This is a genomic window from Streptomyces sp. NPDC048606 (assembly GCF_040650855.1).
Classification (GTDB): Bacteria; Actinomycetota; Actinomycetes; order Streptomycetales; family Streptomycetaceae; genus Streptomyces.
Genome location: NZ_JBEZIB010000033.1, coordinates 33,645 through 52,980, shown reverse-complemented (window position 1 = coordinate 52,980; position 19,336 = coordinate 33,645). Strand labels below are relative to the sequence as shown.

Annotated in this window: 18 protein-coding genes; 9 read left to right on the top strand and 9 right to left on the bottom strand. The window is 74.9% G+C overall.

The genetic code is table 11. The features are described from left to right. The first annotated feature begins 90 nt into the window (after window positions 1–90). Both AB0D01_RS29940 and AB0D01_RS29935 read left to right on the top strand, forming a co-directional pair. A complete protein-coding gene (locus AB0D01_RS29940; protein WP_363060674.1) occupies window positions 91–492 on the top strand; it encodes a BlaI/MecI/CopY family transcriptional regulator in 402 nt (133 codons plus the stop codon). Between the two features lie 6 nt (window positions 493–498). Further along, window positions 499–1,428: a M56 family metallopeptidase gene (locus AB0D01_RS29935; protein WP_363060672.1), complete on the top strand. Its 930-nt coding sequence runs from the start codon at window positions 499–501 to the stop codon at window positions 1,426–1,428. A gap of 46 nt (window positions 1,429–1,474) precedes the next feature. Here the strand turns inward: AB0D01_RS29935 and AB0D01_RS29930 are convergent, their stop codons facing one another. The 3 genes from AB0D01_RS29930 to AB0D01_RS29920 form a co-directional block, all read right to left on the bottom strand. Then, a complete protein-coding gene (locus AB0D01_RS29930) occupies window positions 1,475–1,930 on the bottom strand; it encodes a tellurite resistance TerB family protein (protein WP_363060670.1) in 456 nt (151 codons plus the stop codon). A 144-nt stretch (window positions 1,931–2,074) separates the two neighbouring features. Beyond that, window positions 2,075–3,061 (bottom strand): sporulation protein, encoded by a 987-nt coding sequence (locus AB0D01_RS29925; RefSeq protein WP_363060668.1) that lies wholly within the window; start codon window positions 3,059–3,061, stop codon window positions 2,075–2,077. Window positions 3,062–3,142: 81 nt separating this feature from the next. Continuing rightward, window positions 3,143–3,364, bottom strand: a complete 222-nt coding sequence (locus tag AB0D01_RS29920) for a hypothetical protein (RefSeq protein WP_363060666.1) — start codon at window positions 3,362–3,364, stop codon at window positions 3,143–3,145. 401 nt (window positions 3,365–3,765) lie between these two features. Here AB0D01_RS29920 and AB0D01_RS29915 point away from each other — a divergent pair, with 401 nt between their 5' ends. From AB0D01_RS29915 to AB0D01_RS29900, 4 genes are all read left to right on the top strand, one after another. Next, window positions 3,766–5,106: a hemolysin family protein gene (locus AB0D01_RS29915; RefSeq protein WP_363060664.1), complete on the top strand. Its 1,341-nt coding sequence runs from the start codon at window positions 3,766–3,768 to the stop codon at window positions 5,104–5,106. Further along, on the top strand, window positions 5,103–6,116 hold the full coding sequence (locus AB0D01_RS29910) for a hemolysin family protein (protein WP_363060662.1): 1,014 nt from the start codon (window positions 5,103–5,105) through the stop codon (window positions 6,114–6,116). The genes AB0D01_RS29915 and AB0D01_RS29910 overlap by 4 nt, the downstream gene beginning before the upstream one ends. A gap of 238 nt (window positions 6,117–6,354) precedes the next feature. After that, window positions 6,355–7,353: a zinc-binding dehydrogenase gene (locus tag AB0D01_RS29905; RefSeq protein ID WP_363060777.1), complete on the top strand. Its 999-nt coding sequence runs from the start codon at window positions 6,355–6,357 to the stop codon at window positions 7,351–7,353. A 132-nt stretch (window positions 7,354–7,485) separates the two neighbouring features. Beyond that, window positions 7,486–7,662, top strand: coding sequence for a hypothetical protein (locus AB0D01_RS29900; RefSeq protein WP_363060660.1), 177 nt, complete (start codon window positions 7,486–7,488; stop codon window positions 7,660–7,662). A gap of 81 nt (window positions 7,663–7,743) precedes the next feature. Here AB0D01_RS29900 and AB0D01_RS29895 read toward each other — a convergent pair whose 3' ends face one another. Then, window positions 7,744–8,085: a transglycosylase family protein gene (locus tag AB0D01_RS29895; protein WP_363060658.1), complete on the bottom strand. Its 342-nt coding sequence runs from the start codon at window positions 8,083–8,085 to the stop codon at window positions 7,744–7,746. Window positions 8,086–8,512: 427 nt separating this feature from the next. On the opposite strand from AB0D01_RS29895, the gene AB0D01_RS29890 reads away from it, so the two are divergent. The 3 genes from AB0D01_RS29890 to AB0D01_RS29880 all read left to right on the top strand — a co-directional run bounded on the left by AB0D01_RS29890 (window position 8,513) and on the right by AB0D01_RS29880 (window position 12,368). After that, window positions 8,513–10,036 carry an oligopeptide:H+ symporter gene (locus AB0D01_RS29890; RefSeq protein WP_363060656.1) on the top strand — a complete coding sequence of 508 codons (1,524 nt, stop codon included), beginning with the start codon at window positions 8,513–8,515 and terminating at the stop codon, window positions 10,034–10,036. A 154-nt stretch (window positions 10,037–10,190) separates the two neighbouring features. Then, window positions 10,191–11,327, top strand: coding sequence for a Gfo/Idh/MocA family oxidoreductase (locus AB0D01_RS29885; protein ID WP_363060654.1), 1,137 nt, complete (start codon window positions 10,191–10,193; stop codon window positions 11,325–11,327). Window positions 11,328–11,342: 15 nt separating this feature from the next. Beyond that, a complete protein-coding gene (locus tag AB0D01_RS29880; RefSeq protein ID WP_363060652.1) occupies window positions 11,343–12,368 on the top strand; it encodes a Gfo/Idh/MocA family oxidoreductase in 1,026 nt (341 codons plus the stop codon). 66 nt (window positions 12,369–12,434) lie between these two features. Here the strand turns inward: AB0D01_RS29880 and AB0D01_RS29875 are convergent, their stop codons facing one another. The 5 genes from AB0D01_RS29875 to AB0D01_RS29855 form a co-directional block, all read right to left on the bottom strand. After that, window positions 12,435–12,602, bottom strand: coding sequence for a hypothetical protein (locus AB0D01_RS29875; RefSeq protein ID WP_363060650.1), 168 nt, complete (start codon window positions 12,600–12,602; stop codon window positions 12,435–12,437). Window positions 12,603–12,765: 163 nt separating this feature from the next. Then, window positions 12,766–13,641 carry an alpha/beta hydrolase gene (locus tag AB0D01_RS29870; protein WP_363060648.1) on the bottom strand — a complete coding sequence of 292 codons (876 nt, stop codon included), beginning with the start codon at window positions 13,639–13,641 and terminating at the stop codon, window positions 12,766–12,768. 175 nt (window positions 13,642–13,816) lie between these two features. Continuing rightward, window positions 13,817–14,932, bottom strand: a complete 1,116-nt coding sequence (locus AB0D01_RS29865) for an FUSC family protein (protein WP_363060646.1) — start codon at window positions 14,930–14,932, stop codon at window positions 13,817–13,819. 181 nt (window positions 14,933–15,113) lie between these two features. Beyond that, window positions 15,114–16,109 carry an AMP-binding protein gene (locus AB0D01_RS29860; RefSeq protein ID WP_363060644.1) on the bottom strand — a complete coding sequence of 332 codons (996 nt, stop codon included), beginning with the start codon at window positions 16,107–16,109 and terminating at the stop codon, window positions 15,114–15,116. A 412-nt stretch (window positions 16,110–16,521) separates the two neighbouring features. Further along, window positions 16,522–19,212 (bottom strand): LuxR C-terminal-related transcriptional regulator, encoded by a 2,691-nt coding sequence (locus tag AB0D01_RS29855; protein ID WP_363060642.1) that lies wholly within the window; start codon window positions 19,210–19,212, stop codon window positions 16,522–16,524. Window positions 19,213–19,336: the final 124 nt, after the last annotated feature.

Sequence of the window (19,336 nt, the reverse complement as noted above, 5' to 3'; positions counted from 1 at the left end):
GCACGGCCGCCCCGGCGGGAGCGGCGGCCCGGGCTGCGTACGATGGGGCCCACCTCAGGTGGAACACGATCCCGGACGGGAGGCCCCGGCATGGCGGACGGGCACGGCACGGCGGGCGCGTCGCCCGCGCGGCGCGGGCAGGGCGAGCTGGAGGCCCAGATCCTCGCCGTACTCGGTAACGCGCCCGGGCCGGTCACCGTCGCCTGGGTGCAGGAGCGGCTGCCGGGGGCGCTGGCCTACACCACCGTCATCACGATCCTGACCCGGCTGCACGCCAAGGGGGCGGTGGAGCGCGAGCGCGTGGGCCGTTCCTTCGAGTGGGTCCGGGTGGCCGACGAGGCCGGGCTGGCGGCGCTGCGGATGCGCAGGGTGCTGGACGGCGAGGCCGATCGGGAGGCGGTGTTGACGAGCTTCGTCACCTCGCTCTCGCCGGGGGACGAGGAGCTGTTGCGGGGTCTGCTCGCGCAGACCGAGGACGAAGGAGAACGCTGAGCTCCCATGGGGGTCTTCGTCTTCCTTCCCCTGGTGCTCCCGTTCACCGCGTGGCCCATCGCGCGGCTGGCCGAGCACCATCTCCATCCCCGTACCGCGACGTGGCTGTTGACGGCCATCGCGGCCGTCCTCGCGGTCTGCAGCACCTTGTGCCTGGCGTTGTTGATGGTGGTCGGTACCGCCCAGCTGCCCGGGAACCCGCTGCCCGACGGCTGGTCCGACCCGGAGGTCCGTGACGCGGTGCCCTACGACGAGGTGGCGGGCAAGGCGGCCATCCCGGCGCTGCTGGCCGCCCTCGCCGGGTGCGCCTCGATCACGTGGCGCCACTTCCGGGTGCGGCGCGGGGCCGTGCGCGCCCTGGCCGGGTTGCCCCGGCGGAGCGTGACGGTACTGCCCGACGACGCGGGTTACGCCTACGCGGTGCCGGGGCGGCGCGGGCGGATCGTGGTGAGCACCGGGATGCTGGCGGCCCTCGACGGGCGCGAGCGGCGGGCCCTGTTCGCGCACGAGCGGGCCCATCTCGCCGCGCGCCACCACCGGTTCCTGTTGGTGGTGCGGCTGGCCGCCCGGGCCAATCCGTTCCTGCGTCCGCTGTGCACCTCGGTGGCCTACACCACCGAGCGGTGGGCCGACGAGGACGCGGCGGCGGTGACGGGCAGCCGCCGGGGGGTCGCGCGGGCCGTGGCGAAGGCGGCTCTGGTACGGGGTTCCGCTCCGGCGGGGGCGTTCGCCCACTTCGCCGTCGCGGGTCCGGTGCCGCGGCGGGTGGCCGCGCTGCTGGCTCCGGCGCCGGCCGTGCTGCGTTGGCCTCCGGTGTTCACGGCCGTCGGGCTGGCCGTGTGGGGGGCGACGGTCGGTGCGGCGGTCTCCGCGCTGTCGTCGGCGAACGCCGCGGTCACCCTGTTCTTCATCCTCAAGGCCGCCACGCCCCTGTAGGGGGTGGCGGCCCCGCCCCGGTCGTCGCGCGGGCGCCGTCGCGCGCTCAGAGGTCGAATTCGTGGGGCGGCAGGTCGAGGGTGTAGCAGGCCTCCCGGACGACGGTCTGTTCGGTCTTGTCGAAGTCGCCGTCGGCGCCGCCGATGACGATGCCGATCTGGACGACCGCGCGGGCCTCGGCGGGCTTCTTCCGTGCCTTGGCGACCTCCTGGAGGACGGCGACCTTGCCGAAGTCGAAGTCGGCCAGCAGCTTGTCGAGGTTGGCGTCGAAGCGGCGCTGGAGGTCGGTGGCGTCGAAGTTCTGCAACACCTCGTTGGTCATGATGAGCTGGGCCACGCGGCGCCGTTCGGACGGGTCGACCGTGCCGTCGGCGGCGGCGACCAGCGCACACATGGCCATGCTCGCGTCGCGGAAGGCGCCGCTCTTGAGGTCGTTCTTCCTGGCCACCAGCTGGGTCTGCATCGTCGATGCGGATTCCTTGATCCGGTCCCACAGTGCCATGCCCACTCCACATCCCTCGGTTGGTGGCCCCGGCGGACACCCGGAGCCCCTTGTTTCTACAACTCTGTAGAAGTTACCAGCAGGGCTGTGCCCGCAGGTGATCACCCCCGGGCCGCACACCCCGTCCGGGCCCGCGGCGGGCGACTACGCCTCGTCGCCCTCGTCGTCGTCGCCCTCGAAGAAGTCGCCCACCTCGTCGACGACTTCGGCCGCGACGAGGCCGCCGACCACACCGACGGCCAGGCCCGCGGCTCCGGCCGCGACGACCGCTCCCGCGCCCGGGCCCCGGCGGGCGCCGTGGCCCTTGTCGGCGTACCGGGCTCCGCCGAGGTCGCCGCCGAGCCCTCCGTCATGGCCGGCGCGGTATTCGACCAGGTGCCGGATCCAGCCCTCGACCTCCGCGTTCCAGTTCCGGTGCGGGACGTCGGCGTGGGCGACGGTGTGGCGGCCCACGGCGTCGTGGCCGTCGGAGAAGGGTCCGCCGCGCCGGTCGGCCTCCAGGACGACCTCCACCGCGTCCGGGCCGGCGAGGAAGGTCACCTCGATCTCCTCCACCCGGTGCGCGTACGCGGCGGGGGGCGTCAGCTCGATCTCCTGGTAGAACGGCAGCCGTTGTCCGGTGCCGCGGATGTGCCCGAGTTCCAGGTCGGCGGACCTGAAACCGAACCCGAGCTGCCCGAAGGCCTCCAGGACGGCCTCCTGGACGGGCAGCGGCCGGACGGCGACGGGGTCGAGGTCGCCCTTGTCCTTCGCGGCGGCGATGCCCAGCTCGGTCCGCAGGCCCAGGACGACGCCCAACGACTGCCCGTGCAGCTCGGTGACGGGCGTCTCCCAGGGCAGGGTGACCGCGAAGGGGAGGTCGCGCTCCTCCCCCGCGGCGAGGCGGAATCCGCCGGCCACGGTGAAGCTCTCGAAGACGACCACGCCGTCGGACTCGCCGTGCTCGTGCTCCGCCTCGACCCGGGCGATCAGTTCGAGGGTGACGTGCTCGACCGTGAAGTCCGCGGCGCCTCCCTTGAGGTGGACCTGACCGCCGAGGGTGCCGCCCGGCAGGGCGGCGAAGGGGTCCGGCACCGTGTCCACGGTCGGGCCTCCCAGACCGAGCGAGCCGAGCAGTCTCTTGAACACCATCGCGGTGTCCACTCCTTCCGGTTGTACGGGTGAGGACCGACGAGCGGGGTGGCGCGGCCGGGCCGGCCACCCCGCGCGCGGTTACTTGACGGAGGCGTCCAGCGTCGCCAGCGCCCGCGCCCAGTGGGCGTACTTCAGGTCGGCGAGGTCGGCGACGGTCTTGACGCCGAAGGCCTCCTCCAGGAGGCCGCCCTGGCGCTCGCTGACGCCCTTCAGCGCCGACACGGGCGCCGCGAGCACCTCGGGCAGGCTCTTCTCCGCCCACGCCTTGTCCAGCACCTTGCTCAGATCGATCGAAGCCACAGCGGTTCCCTCCACGGGTCAGGCGACGGATGCGAGAGCGCGGGCACGCGGAACCCGCGGCACGGCGCCGGTCGAGATCCCGGGGGCGGCCGCCTCTCGCTTTTTCTACAAAGCTGTAGAAGCATAGGGGTGGCAAGGCCACGAGCAGGCCACATCTCGGAATATTTCGGAAGCAAGGCCGGAAAACATCCACCCACGAGACGCGGCCCCGCCGACGCTTTGCCCTTCCTTTACTATTGGGGTGGGGTCTTCCCCACCGATCACCACCCGACCACCCCCGGGCCGCGCGACGCGGCCCGCGAGAGCAGAAGGAGCAGTAGACCCGCAATGGGTGAACCTCCCAGTCCACGCCGTGCCACGTCCCACCCGCAGCGTCCGAGCCGGGAAGCGGAGGTGGCACGGTGACCGAGATCCTGCTGCTCCTCCTCGCCCTGGTGCTCACGCTCGCCTGCGCGGTGTTCGTGGCCGCGGAGTTCTCCCTGACGACCGTCGAGCGCGGCGAGCTGGAACGTGCCGCCGCCGCCGGGGAACGGGGCGCCGAAGGCGCGCTGAAGGCCGCCAAGCGGCTGACCTTCCAGCTGTCCGGCGCCCAGCTCGGCATCACCGTCACCTCCCTGGTGATCGGCATGCTCGCCGAGCCCTCCGTCTCGGCCCTGCTGCGCGGCCCCCTGGAATCCGCGGGCCTGCCCGCCGGCGCCGTCTCCACCACGGCCACCCTGCTGGGCGTGGCGCTCTCCACGGTCGTCCTCATGGTCGTCGGAGAGCTCGTCCCCAAGAACTGGGCGATCTCCCGCCCCCTGGCCGTGGCCAAGGTCGTGGCGGGTCCCCAGCGCGCGTTCACGGCGGCCTTCGCCCCGCTGATCCGCCACCTCAACAACACGGCCAACCGGCTCGTCCGCCGCTTCGGCCTGGAGCCCGCCGAGGAACTGGCCTCCGCGCGGACCCCGGAGGAGCTGGTGGCGCTCGCGCGGCACTCCGCCCGAGAGGGCGCGATCGAAGCGGACTCGGCCGAACTGTTCGTGCGCACGCTGCACCTGTCCGAGCTGACCGCCGAGAACGTCATGACGCCCCGCATCGACGTGCAGGCCCTGGAACTGCACGCCACCGCGGCCGACGCCGCGAACCTGACGCTGGCCACCGGCCTGTCCCGGTTCCCCGTCTACCGCGACACCCTCGACGAGGTCGTCGGCACCGTCCACATCCGCGACGTGCTCGACCTCGACGAGGACAAGCGCCCGCTGACGGCGGTGTCCGACCTCATGACCTCCCCGCTGCTGGTGCCGCACTCCCTGCCCGTCGACACCATCCTCGGGCGGCTGCGCAAGGCCCGCACCATGGCCGTCGTCATCGACGAGTACGGCGGCACCGCCGGCGTCGTCACCGTCGAGGACATCGTGGAGGAGGTCGTGGGCGAGGTCCGCGACGAGCACGACCCGATCGAGGTCGCCGACCTCATCGAGGGCCCCGAGCAGGACGGCCGCAAGGTCTGGGAAGCCGACGGAGGCGTCCGTCTCGACCAGCTCGCGGAGATCGGCTTCGACGTCCCCGAGGGCCCCTACGAGACCCTCGCGGGCCTGGTCGCGACCCGACTGGCCCGCATCCCCGTCGCGGGCGACACGACGACCGTCGACGGCTGGGAACTCACCGTGCTCGACATAGACCACCACCGCGCCGACCGACTCACGGTCGTCGCGCCCGCCGGTGACGCCGCGCGGGACCACCGGCCGGAGGAGGGCCGATGACCGCGATCCAACTGCTGATCGGCGCCCTGACGCTGATCACGAACGCCTTCTTCGTCGGCGCCGAGTTCGCCCTGATCTCGGTCCGCCGCAGCCAGATCGAACCGGCTGCCCTCAAGGGGAGCCGCCGCGCGAAGACGACGCTGTGGGCCCTCGAACACCTCTCGGCGATGATGGCCACGGCCCAGCTCGGCATCACCGTCTCCTCCCTGGTGCTGGGCGCGGTCGCCGAACCGGCCATCGCCCACCTCCTGGAGCCGCCGTTCGAGGCCATCGGGGTCCCCGAGGCGCTCGTCCACCCCATCGCGTTCGTCATCGCCCTCACCGCGGCGACGTACCTGCACATGCTCGTCGGCGAGATGGTCCCGAAGAACATCGCCCTCGCCGCGCCGGCGCCGACCGCCCTGTTGCTGGGACCGCCCCTGGTGGCCCTCACCCGCGCCCTGCGCCCGTTCGTCTTCGGCATCAACGCCTTCGCGAACACGCTGCTGAGGCTGCTGAAGGTCGAGCCGAAGGACGAGGTCGGGGCGGTCTTCACCGACGACGAGCTGGCCCGACTGGTCAAGGACTCCAGCGCCGCGGGGCTGCTCGCCCCCGAGGAGGGCGAGCGACTGCGGGACGCCCTGACCCTCGGCAAGCGGCCCGTCGGCGAGATCATGATCCCCCGGGCGGAGTTCGTCACCGTACCGCTGGGCATCACGCCGCGCGGTCTGGAGCGCACGGCGGCCGACCACGGCTTCTCCCGCCTCGTCGTCACCGGCGGCGCCGGCGAGGTCATGGGCTTCCTGCACATCAAGGACGCCCTCGGCGTGAGCGACCGCACCGCGCCGTTCCCGGCCGACCGCCTCCACACCGTCACCGCGGTCCCCGAGACGACCCCGCTCGACGACACCATGGACGCCATGCGGGACGCCGGCACCCACCTCGCGGCGGTCACCGACGCCGCGGGCGCGGTCATCGGGTTCGTCACCATGGAGGACGTCCTGGAGGAACTCGTCGGCGAAGCGGTCTGACCGGGGCGGGCCGCGGAGGTCCCGGACGTCCCGGAGGCCCACCGCAGGAGGCCGGTCCCGTCACGGGGCCGGCCTCCTCCGCTTCACCCGAGGGGCGAGGGTCCGATCAGCGGCGGGCACCGGCGCGTCCCGCGCGGGGTCGACGCCGCGCCGGGGCCCGTGCGCTTCACTCGACAGGGCCGCACCGCCGGTGGTGCGGCCCTGTCGAGGAAGCGGAAGGAGGACGGACGTGAAGACGATGCTCGCCGGACGGCTCACCACCGAGGGGGGCGGCTTCGCCGTCGAGGAGGTGCCCGTACCCGAGCCCGGCCCGGGCCAGGTCCTGGTCAGGGTGCGCGCGGCCGGGGTCTGCCTGTCGGACGTCCACCTCATCCAGGGCATGCTCGCCCCGCACCCCCTGTCGGGGAACAAGGTGACGCTCGGCCACGAGACCGCGGGCGAGGTCGCGGCCCTCGGCGGCGGTGTCACCGCACTCGCGGAGGGCGACCGCGTCGTCCTCCAGGCCGGTGAACGGCGCGACGGAACCACCTGCACCCGGGGGGTGAACATCGACGGCGGCTGGGCGGAGTACGCCGTGGCCGCCGCCGACGCGGTGGTCCCCCTCCCGCCCGGGATCCCGTTCGAGCAGGCGTGCATCATCCCCGACGCGGTCTCCACCCCCTGGGCGGCCATCACCTCCGGCGCCCACGTACGGCCCGCGGAGGCCGTCGCGGTGTGGGGCGTCGGCGGGCTCGGCGCGCACGCGATCCAGTTGCTCCGCATGGTGGGGGCCTGTCCGGTCATCGCGGTGGACCCGCTGGCCGCCGCCCGGGAACGGGCCCTGCGGCTCGGCGCCGACACCGCCCTGGACCCGACCGACCCGGAATTCGCGACGCTGCTGCGCGCCGCCTCGGCCGGGGGCGTCGCCGCGGCCTTCGACTTCGCCGGTGTCCCCGCCGCACGCGACCAGGCACTGGCCTCCCTCGCCGAGTCCGGCCGACTGGTCCTCGTCGGCCTCACCGACCAGCCCTTCACGATCCGCGACAACCTGTGGTTCTGCCGCTTCCGCCAGCGGGTCATCGGCCACTACGGCTCCGCTCCCGAGGACCTCGTCGACCTGGTCCGCCTGGTCGGCATGGGGCGACTGGACCTCTCCGGCTCGATCAGCGCGATCCACCCGCTGGCCGACGCCGCGCGGGCCGTGGACGTCCTGGAGCGCAAGGAGGGCGACCCGATCCGGCTGATCCTCAGACCGTGAAGGGGCAGCGCGGCGTCGCCGCGCGCCGGATCGTCGGCGTATTCGTCCGATGGGAGGAGGGCGGCCGGGGTCGGGCGTGGTGATGTGGTCCGTGCAACGTCCCCCTTCCCACTCCTCACCCGGGAGGCAGTCATGCGTTCCACCGTCCTCGCCGTCAGCGCCCGCACGGGCACGGCGGCGTCCTGCGCCTTCGAGCCCGTCGACCTGCCCGCCCTTCCCCCGCGGGACCGACGGGCCTGCCCCTACTGCCAGTGCAACCGCAATTCCGGCTCCGCGGAGGACCGGCCGGGCCTGCGCCGCAAGGGCTGAGCCCCGCGACGCGGCCGGGGCCCCTCCTTCCGAAGGTTCGGTGAGGAGGGGCCCCGGCCGCGTCGCGCGCGCCGGCGGGTGTCACAGGCCGGCGGCCTCGCCACACACCGGCCATGCCCGCGGTCCCTGTGCCCGAAGGACGTTCCGGGCGACCTGGATCTGCTGCCCGCGCCCGGCCTCGTCGGCTCGGGCGGCGAACCGGTCCCCGCCGAAGGCCTTCCAGTCGGTCGCGGTGAACTGCAGGCCACCGCTGAAGCCGTTGTGGGTGTCGCTCGCCCAGTTCCCGCCGGACTCGCAGGCCGCGACCCGGTCCCAGGTCGAGGAGGAGGTGTCCGCGCGGGCCGGCGAGGCGCCGGAGAGGGGCAGGGCCATGCCCGCGGTGAGGAGGGCGGCGGCGAGGGCCCGTACGGCGAACATGGTCATCCCTTCGTTGGCGTTCGGCGGTCGGCTGCCGGCGGGCCGCTTTCGGCGTTCGGCAGCCGGTTCACTGCGACCACCCTGGCGGGGCCGGCGGTGGGAGCGGATCGACCGACCGGGGGTACGGGGCGACGACCCGCCCGTACCGATCGACGTCGTTCACCCGGGGCCACCGGCTGCGGCGGCGGGGCGGCGGCCCGGCCCCGCCCGGCCCGGCCCGCAAGCCTCCGATCGGAGGAGGCCACGGGCCGGTGCGCGGCCCCCTCCGGCCGACCCTGCGTGCGCCCCACGAGGCGTCGTACGGGTCTGCCGCGCACCCGCGCCCGGCGCGAGAGTGGCCGGTGCACGGCCTCGTGCGCCGGGGCACCCGCCCGGCGTCGCCCGTGCGGCTCTGCGGCCGCACGCCTCCCGATCCCCCGAGCATTGGCACGCCATGACCACCACGAGTCGGGTTCCCGCCCCGCAGGGCGGAGGGATCTCCGAGAAGACCTTCTTCGGACACCCCCGCGGACTGGCCACGCTCTTCCTCACCGAGATGTGGGAGCGGTTCAGCTTCTACGGCATGCGGGCGCTCCTGCCCCTCTACCTGATCTCGGGCGGGCCCGAAGCGGCGGCCGGTTCCCAGGGGCACGGTCTGGCCATGAACGGGTCCACCACCCTGGCCATCACCTCGCTCTACATGGCCATGGTGTACCTGCCCTGCATGGCCGGCGGCTGGCTGGCCGACCGGCTGTGGGGGCCGCGGCGCACGGTCGTCGTGGCCGGGTGCGTGATCATCACGGGCCACCTGTTGCTGGCGGTGCCGGGGCTGCCCCCGTTCTTCGGCGGCCTGGCCCTGGTCGCCGTCGGCTCGGGCCTGCTGAAGCCGAACGTCTCCACCCTGGTCGGTCACCTCTACGAGGGGCCGGACGACCCCCGGCGCGACGGCGGCTTCACCGTGTTCTACATGGGCATCAACCTCGGCGCCCTGCTGGCCCCGCTGGTCATCGGCACCATCGGCCAGCAGTACTCCTGGCACCTGGGGTTCGCCCTCGCCGCCGCGGGAATGGCCCTGGGCCTGGCCCAGTTCGTGCTGGGCACCCGGCACCTGCGGGGCCCGCACGACATCGTCCCCCGGGCCCTGGAGCGCGGCGTGCCCGCCTCCCTCGCCCGCAGGTGCGCGCTCTGGTCGGTGGTCGTCGTCCTCTGCTACGCCGCGCTCGTCCTGTCCGGGCACTACACCCTGAAGTGGGCCCTGGTGCCCTTGGCGTTGGCGGGCGTCGCCATCCCCGTCGGCGTGCTGGTCCGGATCCTGCGCGACAGGGAACTGGACGCGGCGGAGCGGTCCCGCATGGGCTCCTACGTGTGGCTCTTCGCGGCCGCCGCCGTCTTCTGGATGGTCTACGACCAGGGCGCCTCGACCATGGCGGTCTTCGGCGCGAACTCCACCGACGGCCGGCTGTTCGGCCTCGCGTTCCCGAGCTCGTGGCTCCAGTCGGCGAACCCGGTGTTCATCATGCTGCTGGGGCCGCTGTTCGCCTGGGGCTGGCTGCACCTGGCGCGGCGCGGACGGGAGCCGACGACCACGGTGAAGTTCGCCCTGGGCCTCGGGCTGGTCGGCGTCTCCTTCCTCGTCCTGGTCGCGCCGATGGCCATGGCCGGGGAGGGTGCGAAGGTCAGTCCCCTGTGGCTCGTGTCGATCTACCTGATCCAGACCGTCGGCGAGCTGTGCCTGTCGCCCGTCGGCCTCTCGGTGACCACCAGGATGGCTCCGCTGAAGTACGCGAGCCAGACCATGGGGATCTGGTTCCTGGCCGTGACGGCCGGCGACAGCGTGGCCTCGCTGCTGGTCCTGTCCGGGGTCGACCTGGGCACGACGGCGGTCGTGGCCGCCGAGGGCTGCCTGGCCGTCCTCGCGGGCGCGGCCCTCTTCCTGCGGCGCGCGCGGGTCGACTCCTGGCGACGGACGACGCCTTGAGCCGCCCGTCCGCACCCTGCCCGGCGGAGGGTACTTCGTCCCCGGCGGAGTCCGAACGCAGGACGCGGCGCGCGGGGCGGCGTCCCTACGGTGACCTTCCGGCGCGCCGCCCACCGGCGGCGGCCTGCGACGCGTCGACGGAAGGAAGACGACGGTGAACCGGTCCGCGACCACACGACCCGCACCCCGCCCCCCTGCCCCGTCGCCGGCGACGACCTGCGTGTTGGTCGGCCACGGGGTGATGGGGCGGCTCCAGCTGGCCAAGCTGACGGAGCTGGGGGTGCGGACCGTCGCCGTGGTCGACCCCCGGCGGGCGGGGACGGCACTCGCCCCCGGCCTCCCGGTCGTGGGCCGCCTCGACGAGGTGCGCGATCCCCGGTCGGTGGGCCTGTGGAGCATCTGCGCCCCGACGGCCACGCACGCGGCGGTGTTCCATCGGATCGGCCGGCTGGCACCGCGGGCGGACGTGATCGTCGAGAAGCCGGTCTGCGCCCCTCGGGACGTGCCGCGGATGTACCGGCTGCTGGAGGCCCACCTCGGCCGGGTCAGCGTGGACGAGCACTACCTCTCCTCGGCGATACCCGAGGCGGTGGCGGCGGCCGTGCTGTCGGTGCCCGGCGCCGCGGTGGTGCGGGTCGTCGTGGAGATGACCAAGCACCGCGGGCCCGACCGGGCCCGGGGCCGGTTCGAGGACCGGGCGCTGGGCGCGCTCGGGTACGAGGGTCCCCACCTGCTCGGCGTACTCGACGCGCTCGGGCGCCGGCTCGGCGTGCCCATGACGCCCGCCTCCCCCGCCGCCTGCGCCTTCGACGGGCCCTGGGGGGCGGACGGCTCGCCGCCCCAGGACGGCGCCGAGGTCTCCTACCGCACCGCCGGCGGGTGCGAGGTCGTCCTCCACACCTCGCTCGTCGGCCGCACCCGCTTCCCGGACCACCCCCCGATCGCGTACGGGTCGCCCCGCCGCCACCGCGTGCTGCGGGTCGAGGCCGTGGACCCGGCCGGCCACCGGTGGCGGGTGATCGGCACGTTCGCCCCGACGGGCGAGCGGGACCGCGAGGTGGGCACGCTCACCGTGCTGCGCGACGGCCTGCCGCTCGCACCGCCGCGGACGGTGTACGACGACCCGCTCGGCCGCCATCTGCGGCGGATCCTGGGCTACTTCGCGGGAGCCGCGCCCAACCCCGCGCCGGCCCCGCACTGCATCGGCCACGTCGCGCTCCTGGAGGAGTGCGTCGCGACGGCACGATCCGCGGACCCCCGCCACCGCGCGGTGCGGTCCGCGACCCGATAGGAAGGCGACGAGGAGATGTCCTACCAGCGCGAATACGACCGGCGGCTGCGCGTCGGCCTGGTCGGTCTCGGCGGACACGGCTACCGGACCCTGCTGCCCGCCCTCAACAACCTCCCGGTGCGCCTCGACGCGGTCTGCGACGTGGACGCCGGCCTGGCCGTCCTGACGGCCCGGCAGTACGGCGCGGTCCCCTACACGCGCCAGCGCGACATGCTGGCGGGGCAGTCCCTCGACGCCGTCCTGCTGGCGGCGCCGCCCCACGAGCATCCGGCACTGGCGGTCGAGGCCCTGGAGCACGGACTGCACGTGTGGATGGAGAAACCACCAGCGGTACGCGCCGCCGACCTCGACCCCGTGATCGCCGCGCGCGGCGACCGGGTCGTCGTGGTCGGCCTGAAGAAGGTGTTCATGCCGGCGGCGCGCAAGGCGCTGGAACTGCTGGCGATGCCCGGAACGGGACGGCTGACGAGCCTGTACGCCCGGTACGCCCTGTCGGTGCCCGAGACCGGTGGGGAGCTGCCGGCCCGGCGGGAGTCCAGCCACTGGCTGACCGAGGGCTGCCACCCGCTGTCCCTGCTGCTGGCCGCGGGCGGCCCGGTGGAGGCGGTCGAGGTGCACCGCGGCGGGCTGGGCGACTGCGTGTGCGTGCTCCGCTTCGGGGACGGCGCGCTGGGGGTGCTCCAGATGAGCGAGAACCTCACGATGTCGCAGCCGTTCGAGCAGTACACGTTCGTCGCCGAGCACGGCACGGCCGAGATCCTCAACGGCAGTCGCGTCACGTTCCAGCGGGGCATTCCCTACGAGTACGGGGTCACGACCGGCTTCGCGCCCGAGGGCGCGGACGGCGGGCTGCTCACGTGGGAGCCGCAGCACAGCAGGGCCGCGCTGGAGAACCAGTCGCACTTCGTCCAGGGGATCCACGCCGAACTGGACCACTTCTGCCACAGCGTCCTGCGGGGCCGCCCGGCGACCCTGGGCACCCTGGAGTTCGCGCGCCGGGTCATGGAGGTGTACGAGGCGGTGCTGCTCGCCGCCCCGTGACACGGGCGCACGCGAACGCGCGGCCGTCGGGGTCGGCCGGAGCCGACCCCGACGGCCGCGCGGGGTTCAGGAACGGGTCCGCTTCGCCTGCGCCACGCTCTGGTGGGCTGCGGCGCGCCGGACGGTGGACACCCGGGAGCACGGCTGGCACAGGAGCGCCGGCCGGGTGGTGGCGGCGACGGGGACGGGGCTGAATCCGAGGTGGAAGGACGGGGTGACTCGGTGCTCGACCATGGTTCCTCATTCCTGGTTCCTGCGAAGGGGGTGCGGGGCCTCGCGGTGAAACGCGGTCCGGCCCCGCTCGGTCGACTCCAGTGTGGGAACCGCCGTGCGCGTGGGGGTTCCTCCCAACGGGCGACGGTCCGGCTGAACGCCCTTCGGTGGGAGGGACCCGCGCTCAGGAGTCGGCCGGGTGGGCCGCGAGGTGGGTCAGGAGGAGCGGGTCCACGCGGTCGGCGTGCTCGTCCGGCAGCCAGTGGCCCGCACCTTCGAGGACCTCGAAGCGGTAGTGGGCGTCGATCCAGGCGCCGGTGCCCTCGGCCGCGCCGCGGCCGAGGGCACCGTCCCGGTCGCCCCAGACGAACAGCGTGGGGACGCGGATGCGGCCGCTGGGCACGGTGAGGGTGTCGGGCAGTGCCCGGTACCAGTTCAGTGCGGCGGTCAGCGTGCCGGGCTCTGCGAACCGGGCGACGTAGGAGTCGACGCGGTCGGGCGGCAGGGAGTCCCCGTAGACCCGCCGCAGGGCGGCCGCGCCGTCGGCCAGCAGGTCGGCCTCGGCGAGGCCACCGGGCTGCCGGAAGCGTGGGACGTAGGCGCTGCGGCGGGCCTGGTCGGGATCGGACCGCAGGGCCGCGGCGAGGGCCCGCGGGTGCGGGGTGGAAAGGACCGTGAGCGAGGCGATGAGTTCGGGGTGCTCGGTGGCGAAGGCCCAGGAGACCAGGCCGCCCCAGTCGTGGCCCACGAGGTGGAAGGGCCCGCCGCCGAGGGTGCGGGCGAAGGCGAGGGCGTCTGCGACGAGCCGGTGGACGGTGTAGTCGGCCACGCGGTCGGGCCGCGCGCCCCGCGCGTAGCCCCGCTGGTCGACGGCGAGGGCCCGGTATCCGGCGCGGGCGAGGTGGGTGAGCTGGTCCGTCCACGAGTCGGCGAACTGGGGGAAGCCGTGCAGGAGCAGGACCTTCTCGCCGCCGTGCGGACCGGCGGCGAGGGCGGTGTGTATGTGGGGGCCGACCGCGAGGGCGGTGCGCACCGGCTCGTACTCGTGCTCGTACTCCATCGGACTCGTCGCCCTTCCGGTCGGGAAAGGTGCGGCCGTCGCCGGGTGTCGGGATGGAGCGCGGAGGCGGGTCCGGCGGGGTGCCGCACCGATCCGACCAGTGGACCCGTCACGCCTACCCCGCCGCGTCGTCCGATCGGCCCCCGGGCAGGACGAACGCCCGCCCGCGCCCGGCTCATCGGCCGACGGGGAGCGGTCGGGGACGTACGGACGCCTCGCCCGAGGCGGCGACATCGGCGGTGCGGCCGGCGTCCGAGCGGCTTCGTCGGGCCCCCGGCCACAGGAGGTGGCCCACCACCAGCGCTATCGCGCAGCCGATCAGGCTGTCTTGCATCAGCTGGCCGACGAGCTCGGCCCCCTCCAGGTTTCCGAGGTCGGACAGCAGGAGGATGACGGGGGTCACGGCCGCGGTCTGGAAGCCGTAGCCGCGACGGGACAGGACGGGGAGCAGCGCGCCCAGCAGCATCAGCACGGGCAGCTCCCACCAGCCGCGCGGCACGGCGGCGAACACGGCGACGGCGACCAGGAGCCCGGTGGCCGTGCCGGCGGCCCGCAGCAGGGCGCGCGAGAAGACGGAGCCGAGGTCCGGCTTGAGGACGAAGACCACGGTGACGGGGACCCAGTAGGCCCGCTCGTACGGCATCAGGACGACCAGGGCCTGTGCGAGGCCCACGCACAGGGCCAGGCGCAGGCCGTAGCACCACGGGGCGGGCGAGGCGAGGAAGGCACGCGGCCGACGGGGCGCGGGCGGTGCGGGCGGCGCCGGGGCGGCGGCGCGGGCGCGCCGGGCTCCCGTGCCCGGGAGCCCGGTGGGCAGGCACAGGGCCAGGATGAGCAGCCCGCCTCCGGCGACCAGCAGGGGCGGGAGCCACCACGGCGTGCCGGTGGGGGGCACCCCGGCCGCCAGGACGGCGTTCAGCAGGAGCATCAGTCCGGCCAGTGAGGCGGCGCGTCCGAGCGCCGAGAGCATCCCGGAGAGCAGGGCCAGGGCCGTCAGCACCCCGAACGCCGTCCAGCCCCGGCCGTCGACGAGTCCGCCGAGGGCGGCGCCCGCAGCACCGAGCAGGAGGGAGGCCGTGACCGTGCGCAGCCGCGTCCGGCGGGCGGGCGCGGTGGCGGTGAGCACGCCGAGGAGGGCGCCGAGGGAGGCGAGCGCGCCGTACTCGGGGTGGTGGGCCGCCAGCCCGACGGCGAGCGGGGCGGCCAGGGCGACGGCCCCCCGGACGGAGGCGGTCCCGGGGGCGCACGCGGCGGTGGCGCGTCCTGTGGGGCGGTGGCCGGGGCGGTCCATGGCGGTCCTTCGTACGGGTGCGGGGTGGGGTGTCCGGGTGGGCCTGTCGTCCGACTCCCGTCGTCGCCCGGCGGGCGGCCCCGGAGTTTGACGACAGGCCCCAGCACACCAGGGGTCCGCCGCACCGGTCGTCCTGCCTTCGGACCATCCGCCGGAGGAACCGTGATCGGCTGCGGGGCCGTCAGCCCCTGTTCCTCGTCCGGCCCACCGCGCCCGGCGGTGCCGGACACACCCCCTCGTCCGACGGGTACGCGCGCGCGTACGTGTCGATCATGCGGCGGCCCGGCGACCACCGCGTGGTGAGCTCCGCCGGGCAGGCCTCGCCGCCCACCACCAGGGTCCGCAGGTGCGGGAAGTCGTCGTGGGGAAGGGTGGCCAGGGTGGCCGGGGGAATCAGCGCGTGGCTGACGCGGTGGTCCGTGAGGGTGCGGGCCAGTTCCTCGCCCGCGAGGGGGCCGGGGGGCGGCAGGACGAGCGTCCCGCCGCAGGCGAAGGCCATCAGCAGTTCCGTCGAGGCGGCGTCCAGGCTCGTCGAGGCGAGTTGCAGCACCCGGCTCGTCCCGTCCAGTGCGAACCGTGGTTCGAGGTTCGCGGCCGGGCCGACGAGGCCGGCGTGCGTCGTCACGACGCCCTCGGGGGTGCCCGTGGGGTCGGGGGTGGGGAGGAGCCGGGCCGGGTGCTCGGGGCGCAGGGGCGCGGTCCGGTCCCCGTCCGTCGGATCGGCCGCCGACCAGCCCGCGCACGTCAGCTCGTCCACCAGGATCCGGCGCGTCCCGGTCCGCGGCAGCGCCTCGGCCTGCTCGCGCGTGGTCAACAGCAACCGGGGAGCGATCGACTCCAGGACGGCCGAGGTCCGGCGCGCCGGATGCGCCGTGTCCAGGGGCAGGTACGCCGCCCCCGCTTTCGACACGGCCAGCAACGCCGTGATCGCCGTCGTCGACCTCGGCACCGCCAGGCCCACCACGTCCTCCGGGCCCACCCGGTGGACGGCGACCAGATACCGCGCCAGCCGGTTCGCCCCCTCGTTCAACTCGGCGTAGCTCACCATCCCGTCGGGCCCCGCCACGGCCGGCGCACACGGCGTGCGCGCGACCTGCGCCTCGAAGAGGCCGGGCAGGGTGGTGTCGGTCGGGGGCGATCCGGTCGGGGTGGGGGAAGCCGTGTCGATCTGATTCATGGCTGGTGACGCTCGCAATCGGGAGCACGGGCGCGGCGCGCGTTCCGCTTGTGCTGCGTGCGCCGCGCGTGGTGGCGCGGCGGCGCGCCGTACGCCCGCTCGGGGACCCGACAACGTTAGGAATCCGCGGAGGTCTGCCTCGCCCTCCGTCCGGAGGAACGGGGGGAGGACGCGCCGCGACCGCTCGCGCTCCGCCTCCCGCTCCGATTCCCGCTCCGATTCCCGCTCCGCACCGGGGTCACTTCCACTGCCTCCCCAGGTCCCATCCGCTGTCGTACGTCTCGTCTCCCACGCCCGCCCCTCTTCTCCTCCGGTGTGGCGGCTCCGTGCCGCCCGGTCGGAATCTAGGGCGGCCGGATCCGCGCGTCGTGAGTGTTCACCACTCATTGCGCGGGCTCGGTGAGCGGCCGTGTCAGTGGGGGCGGAGGGCGGCCCCGAGGTCCCCACGGCCGTCCACGCCGAGCTTGTGGTAGACGCGGTTGAGGTGGTTCTCCACGGTGCGCGGCGATATCCGCAGGTCCGCGGCTATTTCCTTGTTGGAGACACCCCGGGAGGCCAGCAGGGCGATCTCGGTCTCCCGCGTGCTCAGCCGGTTGCCCGCGTGGGCCGTGCGCAGCGCGGGGGTCAGGGCCCCCTGGCACCGGTCGAGGAGGGTCGAGGCCGTACGGGAGGCGGCCTGGGCCCGGCGCGCACGACCCTGGGTGCGCAGGGTCGCGGCTGCGGTGGAGGCCGCTTCCGCGGCGAGGAGGTCGGCTCCGCGGGCGTGGAACCGGTCCGCCAGTTCGAGGAGGCGGTCGGGGTCGTCGTCGCGCCAGGCCCGGGCCAGGTCCGAGCGGGCCACGTGCCCGGGCTCGGGAAGCTCGGCGGCGATCTCGCTCAGGCGTGGCGCCGCGTCGGCGGCTCCGCCCAGTCGTGTCAGATCGGTCAGCAGCACCGACTCGCGCCAGGTGTGGCCGAGGAGGCGGGCCTGTTCGGCGGCGGTGGCGAGCAGGTGCCGGGCCCGGCCGAGTTCGCCCCGGCACGCCGCGGTCCAGGCGGCGCCGAAGGCATGGTCCGGGAGGGCGGCGCCGGGCGGGGCGGCCCGCCCGCCCTCGTCCAGGGCGCGGTTCGCGGCCTCCAGGTCTCCCTGCTGCGCCGCGGCGGCGGCCTGGAGGCACAGGGCCTCGGCGAACAGGGCCGCGCGCTGGGTGCGGGTGGCCCGGACGACCTCGGCGAACATCAGGCGTGCCTGTTCCAGTCGGCCGCCTGCCAGCGCGGCCCGTCCCAGGGCCATCACCAGCCATCTGCTCTCGTACGGGTCGAAGGGGCGGCGCCCGCCCCGGGTGCGGGTCCCGTACGTCAGTGCCTCCCCGAGGCGCCCCGCCGCCGTGAGGACGCTGACGAGGACCGTGTCCAGGGCCACCGCCGCCGTCACCTCCGCGTACGGATCCGGCCCCGGTGCCGGTGGCGACGTCGGCACGGGTGTGGACGCCCGCGTCTCGACCGCGGCGCGGGCCGAGGTCACCGCCTCGTCGGCCCGGCCCAGGCAGGCCAGGGACAGGGCCTCCAGGAGCTTGGCGCGCAGGGCCAGGGGCGTCGGCACGGGTTGCGGGGACGACGCCCCGGAGCCCGTGAACTCCGCGCAGAGCTCCAGCGCGCGCCGGAACTCGCCGGCTCCGGCGGCGACCGTGGCCCTCAGGAGGGACAGCTCGCCGCGGCCGACGGCGGTCGTGACCCGCGGCCCGCTCTCCTCGATGGCCTCGATCGCGGCGCGGCCGCGGTCCGTCGCGTCGCCGAGCCCGTAGACGAAGTTGTGCACGCGGGCGGCGAGGGTGTCGCGGACCTCCCGCTCGTCGCCGGCGAGCGCGGCGGCCTGGGCGAGGGCCCATTCCGCCCGGGTGCAGTCCCCGGCCCGGAACAGGGCCTGGCCCAACAGGTGCAGGGCCTCGTAGTCGCGTTGTGCGCGCGGCACGGACTCCAGGAGCCCGCGCGCCCGGTCGAGGTCCTCGAAGTCGGCGGCGTGCCGGACGGCCTCGGCCAGGTCGCCGGGCATGCTGCGGCCTGTGGCCCGGAGCGTGAGGACGGCCCGCATGCCCCGGTCGCCGCTGCGGCGGGACCCGCGCTCCTCGTTCCAGGCCAGGTAGTGCAGCAGCAGGCTTCGGGCGCGGACCTCGGGCACGTCGCGGCGCAGGACGACCGTGTGGAGCGGCTGGGTCAGGCGCACCGTGGTGCGGCGGCCGTCGCGGGTGACGGCGACCAGCCCGGTGCGTTCCAGTGCGGCGATCCGGTCGTGATCGAGGTGTTCCCGTACGTACGCCAGCGGGCAGGGGCCGCACACGGCCGGCACCTCCAGGTCCCGGATCGGGCCGCCGGCCCGGAGTTGGGCCCGCAGCCGGCCCGCGAGGTGCGGGGTGAGGGCGACGTCCGTGGAGGTCAGGTCCCACACGGCGCCGTCGCTCGTCAGGGTGGACGCGGCGAGGGCCGCGCGGACGAGTTCGCGCAGCGGCAGGGGCATGCCGCCCGACAGCAGGTGCAGGCGGGCGACCGCCCTGCCGGTGACGGGCCGTCCGAGGGCATGCCTGAGCAGGGCGGCGGTCCGTTCCTCGTCGAGGGGGTCGAGGTCCACCCGCCGGACGGTGTCCTGTTCGGCCATGACGGCCGCGGCGGCGACACCGGGGCTGTCGTGCACGCCGGTGCGGACGGTGGCGAGCAGGAACACCCTTCCCGCGTCCAGGAGTTGCCGGATCAGGATCGTGGAGGCGGTGTCGAGCAGGTGCAGGTCGTCCACGAACAGCACGGGCCGGCCGCGGCCCGTGGCGCGACGGGGCAGATGGGCCGAGGTCCGGGAGTAGAGGTGGGCCGGTCGGGTCGCGGAGACGTCCGGGGGCAGCAGGTGCGCGAGGGCGCCGAGCGGCACCCGCGCGGCCGCGGCCGTGGCCCGGGCGACGGACACCGGGTGCCCCGCCCCCGCCGCCCGGCGCCGGCACTCGGCGGCGAGCCGGGAACGGCCCGCACCGGGCGGGCCGAAGACGAGGAAGGCCCCGAGGGAGGGGTCGTCCAACGCGGCGGCGAACTGTTCCAGCTCCGCCCCGCGCCCGGTCAGCGGCCATGTCGTGCCGGACACGTGGTTCTCCGTCATCCGGACAGTAGGTGGGGTCGGGGGGCCTCGCCGGTACCCCCGATCGGAGGACGCGGGGTGTCGTCGCAGCGCCTCGGGGCCGCCGCGTCGGTCCGGACCGTCCGACGCG